The sequence below is a fragment of the Zavarzinella formosa DSM 19928 genome (genome assembly GCF_000255705.1).
Classification (GTDB): domain Bacteria; phylum Planctomycetota; class Planctomycetia; order Gemmatales; family Gemmataceae; genus Zavarzinella; species Zavarzinella formosa.
On record NZ_JH636444.1, the window covers coordinates 618,041 to 624,978 of the forward strand.

Below are 6,938 nucleotides of genomic sequence, written 5' to 3' on the forward strand. Positions count from 1 at the left end.
GCGCCGTCCGCAGAGGATTTGCGGTCATTCCGCAGATAGGGGAAAATAAGCTCACGCGGCGTATCGCAGTAATATTTCGAGACCCGGGGCATTCAGCCAGATGTCGCATCCAAAGATTTCGATGGATTGTGGACTGCTCTTTAAACTATTCTTTTGCTTCCTCCACCGTCACTCATCATCCGGCGGCCCAGATCAACGCCTTTTGCCGCTTTTGGTGTTAAAGGGCATGGTCCTCTTGGATTTGTAAGGCGAGTTACGGAAGTTGAAGGCCGACGCATGGCGAACTTGGAAAATTACTAAAGCCAGTTGACGGAAACCTGGAATCACTGCGCCATTTGTGGGCATTAAATGGCAATGCGTGGATTTAACGTGATTCGCCATCAATATCCCACAGAATTCCACGAACAGCTTTGATTGGAAGTTTTGTCAAGGAGATCGTTCTCCATTGGTGGTCCTCCTTCTCTCATTGCCATTGCGAAATTTCCAAATCCATCACCTTTTTCCAATGCAAGCCGAGGCCGTTATGAAGTTTATCTTTCCCCAAATCATCAATCCATGACATGCATATCCGCTCGCGAAGTATACTGTGGTGCCACCCGTGATGGAACACCCCGTCAGGCAGCCGATCCGATAGGAATTCAATGACACTTGCAGGAACCGGGAACTACGGTTTGATGTCCGTGCTGGTGGTGGATGATTATCCGGACGCCGCCGAATCGCTGGCCATGTTGTTAAGATCCTACGGCTATCCCACGGGCATCGCCCTGTCGGGACTGGCGGCTCTTGGGATTCTCTTATTGCCTGACATCATCATCTTGGAACTGCGGTTGAGAGACATGGACGGCTGGAATCTGGTGAGAACAATTCAAGCAAGACCGGGCTACGTGGTTCCCGCCTTTATCGCCGTCACGACATGTGGTCAGCCCGTGGATTTTCTCAAGTCGGCCGCCATCGGAATCAGCGCCCACCTGGTCAAACCCGCCGCCATCGAGCATCTTATTTCCGCTTTGGACAGTGTCGGCCATTCACTCCCCTCGCGATGCTGACCTGTATCACCGGGTCGGCCGTTTTGGTCAGGGGTTGCTGTTTTGCCCGGGCTCCGGCGGCCCGTCCGTTTTTGGGCGGCGGAGAGTCACGACAAGCCGGTGCCCTGTCCCCTCGGGTGTCATCCGGAACAGCCGCAAGATCCATCTTTCGTTCTTCAACCGGGACAGACGGACAGACTCGCCGCCGGGAGACGGAACGTCGGCGGCGTTTGTGAAGTATGAGATCGTCGCATCGTCGAGCGAAACGGCAGAGGCGGCAACGACCGCCGTTGCCGACATACGAGTAACGCGTGGCCCGTTTGCGGGCAGGCATTTACATCGACCAAACAACGCAATACGCACAGCCAAGGTCTCCGGCCGCACATGCAAAATCGTCCGAAAAAGTGTTCCTTAACGGCGACCCGGGATCGGCGAACTTCGGGATCAGCGACAGGCCGGTCCGGTGTGCTGGCTCGCGGCCGATGTGTTCGCGAGTGGGTGGGGCCGGCTGTGTTGGAGCGGCCCGACACCCGACACCCGGCCGGCCGGAATGACCTCAGACGCAGGAGTCAACGATGGAAAAGACGACGGCGGTGCGAACGGCCACCTTTCCGGCCGAGGACGCCGCCGGGCAGATTCATTGGATCGAGGTATGGAGGTGGTTACGGACCGACCGGCGGCAATGGCCCCGGACCCAGTTGCGCATCGGGCCGGACGTCGTGCGGCGGCTCGGGAAGGGCGTGTACGAGTCCGGCGGCATACGGCTGACGTCCGGCGCGGCCGGGGCAATGTGACGTGACGTCGGACGGAAATGATTGCGGGGAAAATCTTTTCCCGCCACAAGGCCCAAAGCCGAATGGCGCTTAGTTAAGGCTTTGGTTTTTTCTTCTTTTGTTTGTTCTTTTCGCACTGTTCGCGGGCCACGGGTCGGGGGACGTTGAGGGAGTCGTAGGGTTTCGGCCGTCGTTTTCGTTTGCGGGGTTCGACCCGGTCGGGGCGGTTGCCGACGCGGTGGCGGGCGATGGCGTCGAGCATTTGAGAGTAACAGGCCTCGGCCTGCGGCGGGGTCTGAAAGCATGAACAAGGAAAGCTCCAGCACGTCAAATTTCCGATGTCTGGAGTCCTCGACGACGAACCGATCGGTGATTTCAGTGGAATATCTCGGCATCATGAAATCCCGCCGGCGGACAGTTTTGGAAATCAACCCCATCGCCGTGAAATCCGGCGTGTCGGCAAGTACTGTCGCTCAGACGGCAAACCGCCGGACAGCCTCCTCGTCCCATTCAATCCCGCTCCCGTCGTCGTCGGAGATGACGGCCATGCCATTCTCGACCCGCAGCGGGGTCTTTAGCACCGGGTTCCACCAGTCCGAGTACTCCAGCCAGTGCGACGTCGGCGTGCAGCATAGCAACCTCGCGCTTAGCTCCGGCCAGAGATGGCTCGACACCGGCAGGCCAAAGGCCTGGGCGATGGCGGCGGCCCGCAGCCAGCCGGTCACGCCGCCGATCTTCATCACGTCCGGCATGACGTAATCCGAGGCACCCGCCTCGATCGCGTGCCGCATGTCCGTCGTCCCCCACCAATTCTCGCCGCATTGGATCGGGGTCCGAGCCTCCCTCGCCACCATCGCGTGCCCGGCATAATCGTGGGCCAGGGTCGGCTCCTCGATCCAGGCCAGTCCCTCCGCGTCGAGCCTCCGGACCCTTTCAACCGCCTCGGCCGGGACAAGGCACTGGTTGTAGTCAACCATGATGCTCACTTCGGGGCCGACCGCCTTCCGGACGGCCCGGATCACGGCCACATCCTCGTCCACGGTCGGATATCCGATCTTCGCCTTGACCCCGGTGAATCCCCTGGACACCCAACGTGCGGCGGTCGCCGCCGACCCGTCCTCGCCGTCGTATCCGACCGGGCCGTAGCAGCGAACAGGCTTGGCCGCTCCGCCGAGCAGTCGCACCAACGGCATTCCGAGGCCGCGGGCGAGCGCGTCCCACAACGCCATGTCAATCGCCGCCATCGCCATGCCGACCAGCCCCTGCGTCCCCAGCAACCGAAACCGCCGGGCGAGCGACTGCTCGATCTCGGCCGGGGCCAGCGGAAGCCCCGTGACCAGCGGCCCGCAATTGCGGATGAGGTCGGCGACGGGCGCCAGGGCGGCGGGGGTATAAGTGAACACCATGCCGTGGCCGACAACGCCAGAATCCGTCACCACGTCAGTCAGAACCAGCGGCGACTCGGCGACCACTCCGCTCGCGGTCCGATGTGGCTCCGGCATCGGGACGCGGACCGGACGCACGATGAGTTCCCGGATCAACGCCGTGTCACCGCTCGCCACGTTCCCCTCCGTGATTTCAGCCGCGCGGCGTCCGACGGCCGTGTCAAATCCGCCTTATGCCGGACGTCGCATGAGTTCGATCATGCCCCAGAAGGCACGCTAACCGACGGAACAGAAGCCGTCAAACACCTTCCGCAAAACTTCGGCTTCACGAAGTCATGGGGAAGGAAAAGTTTCCCATCTGTCCGCCGGACTTATTTCGTTTATTTCGTACCGGAAGTAACCACAAATTGGCCGGCATGTGGGCCGGTGACCCAAGGAAGGTTTCGGGCAAAAAAGGGACTTATTTCGTTTATTTCGTTTGATAATACGTCTTACGCAGTTGCCGGATTAGGTCTTGCGCTGTGCCATCAGGGAAGTTAATCTTGGGCGCATGAACCCGCCCCGCGTCGATGCCGAAGATTACATTCAATTTCTTCTTGGGACTTCGAAGATTGTCTCGGCGACCGAGGCCGCCCGGGTGCAACCGGAACAGCCCCGATCTCCGGCCCATGATGCGTTCACCCGGCTTCTTCACCGCCTGGAACCCGTCCCGCCACGCTTTGGTCGGAGGTCCGGCCGCTGCTCAACCCGGCCGACGGCGTCCTTGTCCTCGATGACTCCACCCTCGACAAGCCCCGCGCCCGGCACATCGAACTGGCGGGCCGTCACTGGTCGGGCAATCACCACGCAGTCGTCCGGGGGATCAATCTGCTCACCATGCTTTGGTCCGACGGCGATTGCTTCCACCCCTGCGACGATCGAATCTGCCACAAGGACTCCGACGGTCTCACGAAAAACGACCGCTTCGCCGCCATGCTGCGAGCCGCCAAAGAACGGGGATTTCAGCCGAAAGCGGTTCTTTTTGACAGTTGGCATGCCAGCGTGGACAATCTGAAACTGGTGCGGTCGCTCGGCTGGACTTTCGTGACGCGATTGAAGCAGAACCGGTTGGTGCGTCTGGATCACGGCGAGCCGAAAGCGGTGAGCGACCAGCCGATGGCGGCCGACGGAACGGTGGTTTGGCTGCCGGCGTTTGGGTTGGTCCGGGTGTTTCGGATCGTCGCCCGAAACGGCGACACGAGCCACTGGGTGACCAACGACTTGGGGATGGGTTCAGGAACGCGGCAAATGTTTGCCGAACTGTCCTAGTCGATCGAGGAGTATCATCGGGGCTTGAGGCAACACACCGGCGTGGACCGATCTCAGGTGCGGCCGGCCCGCGGACAGCGAAACCATGTCTTGAGCGCGATTCGGGCCTTTGTGCGGCTGGAATACCACCGACACACCACCGGTTGGAGTTGGTTTGAGGCCAAGTGGTCCATCGTCCGGGAGGCCGTCCGCCAATACCTGGCCAATCCCCTTTACACACTACCCGCACCCTCAACTGCGTAAGACGTAGATAAGAGGGAATGAAAGGCGGGGTGTCTTCAATTCATCAGATCTCTCGTATAGGCATTTATTTCGTTTATTTCGTAGAGAAACTGATCTCAAACTGCCCTTCTCCGTGAGACTTCTTCCTGGCTCGCCGAACCCGAGGACGCCCCGGCCCGGAGTAACAACAAGATCGAGGAACGGACTGACTCGGGAACAGATGGCCAAAGGGACATCAGTTCGGCCAGGTCGGCGTGAAACTGAAGGGCATGGGGCAGCGGATGGGGCAGCAAATCGCCCGGAAGCTCTGAATCGCTTGTTTTCTCGGAGTTTGTTTGAGACGGGGCAGACTTCGATCCTCTTTCACTCCATTTTTCGCAGGTCTTCGTGCGTTTGCACTCATCTCTGGTCGTTGCCCAACCACTTGAATTCAAGAGCTTTCCGAGTTCGGCAAATCGTCGATCTGGTTGTCATTCGTTTGTCGCATTCCCATTCGCCTGAGCCAGTCGTACGGCGGCCAGAGCCCTCATTTGGGTGGCCGACACGTGGCGTCGAATGGTTTTCTCGGCACGGCGAGCACCGGTCATGGCAGTCAGCTTCATGCCGCGGCACGACGCCAGGGTGCGGTCGCCATGCCTGTTCACGATTCAGAGGCACGACGCGAAAGAGAACGGCGATTATGGGGAAACTGATCATACCACGCCGGGTTCAACCTTCGGGACAACTCGCCGAACCGCGGGAGCCGAACCGCGGGAGCCGAACCGCAGGAGCCGAACCGCGGGAGCCGAACCTGTGACCGGATCCGTGACGGCGCTTAGTCCGGGGATCCTCACCTCACCAAAAACGTCAGCCGCGACACATTCCCACGCCGTTTATGCCACTCATTTTCCGGAAGGCGGGGCACGCATCCACACCATTCAAAAACTGTTGGCTCAAGAAAATGTCATCGCCACCATGATTCACATTTACGTCCTCTTGCGCCGAGTGGTCGGCGCGGACGGCCCGCCCGGCCGGTTGTGAATCAGATCCTTAAGAGGCTGAAGTCCACAAGCCCGCCGGGCGTGTCCGGCCATCACCCCTAAATATCCGCCCGCGATGCGTCAGAATACATGCCCGCCAGGATTAGCTTTTCCAGTGCGGGAAGGCACCCGGATCAGGCAACCAGACACACCGAACAAAAAGAGGACGCATGGCCAGATATGTGATCGTCGAGGAACTGCACGTGACCGTGCGGGTTCGCGACGACCTGTCAGATGAAATGGTCGGGGAAATGAACGCCCTGCTTTGGTCGAAGCCGTTCCGGTCGCGGCTGCTCGACGCCGTCAGACAAGTCTTGGCTGGGTTCCCGGCATTGACCGGAGTCCGGGTTCAAATCACCCGCTGACCTTCCCACCCCAAATCATCAATCTCATTCGTGAAAGGAGCATTGATCATGCGACCGACGGAGTTGGTCCGCGCCCTCGCGGCCCTGATCCCGACCAAACGCCCCGTCTATCTCTGGGGCCAGCCGGGCATCGGCAAAAGTTCCCTGGTGCGTCAGGCCGCCGACGCCAGCAACCTGTCGCTGGTTGACGTCCGGGCCACCTTGCTGGACCCGGTCGACCTGCGGGGCCTGCCGAGCGTCGCGGACGGCCGGGCGGTCTGGTGTCCCCCCGGTTTTCTCCCACAAAATGGCAACGGCTTGTTGTTCCTCGACGAGCTGGCCCAAGCCCCGCCGCTGGTGCAGTCTGCCTGCCTGCAACTGACCTTGGACCGTCGTCTTGGTGAATACGAACTGCCGGAGGGCTGGTCCGTCATCGCCGCCAGCAACCGGAGCGACGACCGTGCCGGGACGCACCGGCTGATCTCGCCGCTCTTGAACCGCTTTGTCCATCTCGACCTGGAGGTCTCGGCCGACGACTGGCAGGCGTGGGCGGTCACGACGAACATCGCCGCCGAAGTGCGGGCCTTCTTGCGTTTCCGGCCGGGGCTGTTGTTCCAGTTCAAACCGGAGACGAATCAGCGGGCCTTTCCCACCCCGCGTTCCTGGGCCTTCGTGTCCGATGTGCTAAGGCAAACGCCGCCCGAGTTGCTGCATCCGGTGGTCGCGGGCTGCGTCGGCGAGGGGCCGGCCGCCGAGTTTGCCGGTTTCCGGCAACTCTATCGCGAGTTGCCGGACATCGACGCCGCCCTGGCCAGCCCGACCCTGACGCCGGTGCCGCGAGAGCCGGCGGTCCTGTACGCCC

The 6,938-nt window shown here is 60.8% G+C and carries 6 protein-coding genes and 1 pseudogene; 5 read left to right on the top strand and 2 right to left on the bottom strand.

The features are described from left to right. Nucleotides 1-641 precede the first annotated feature (641 nt). Entirely contained in the window at nt 642-1,046 is a 405-nt protein-coding gene (locus tag BGIM_RS0131690) for a response regulator (protein WP_029630965.1), read from the top strand. Between the two features lie 554 nt (nt 1,047-1,600). Then, the gene (locus BGIM_RS0131700; protein WP_020473689.1) at nt 1,601-1,819 is read left to right on the top strand and encodes a hypothetical protein; all 219 of its coding nucleotides are present in this window, start codon (nt 1,601-1,603) and stop codon (nt 1,817-1,819) included. Nucleotides 1,820-1,892: 73 nt separating this feature from the next. Here the strand turns inward: BGIM_RS0131700 and BGIM_RS63570 are convergent, their stop codons facing one another. Beyond that, entirely contained in the window at nt 1,893-2,060 is a 168-nt protein-coding gene (locus BGIM_RS63570) for a hypothetical protein (RefSeq protein WP_020473690.1), read from the bottom strand. Nucleotides 2,061-2,271: 211 nt separating this feature from the next. Continuing rightward, nucleotides 2,272-3,360, bottom strand: coding sequence for an enolase C-terminal domain-like protein (locus BGIM_RS0131710; RefSeq protein ID WP_020473691.1), 1,089 nt, complete (start codon nt 3,358-3,360; stop codon nt 2,272-2,274). Nucleotides 3,361-3,733: 373 nt separating this feature from the next. On the opposite strand from BGIM_RS0131710, the pseudogene BGIM_RS53400 reads away from it, so the two are divergent. From BGIM_RS53400 to BGIM_RS53405, 3 genes and pseudogenes are all read left to right on the top strand, one after another. Next, nucleotides 3,734-4,734, top strand: a pseudogene (locus BGIM_RS53400) (IS701 family transposase). A gap of 1,168 nt (nt 4,735-5,902) precedes the next feature. Continuing rightward, entirely contained in the window at nt 5,903-6,097 is a 195-nt protein-coding gene (locus tag BGIM_RS0131730; RefSeq protein WP_020473696.1) for a hypothetical protein, read from the top strand. Between the two features lie 48 nt (nt 6,098-6,145). Further along, on the top strand, nt 6,146-6,938 hold a 793-nt coding region (locus BGIM_RS53405; RefSeq protein ID WP_020473697.1), incomplete at its 3' end, for an ATP-binding protein.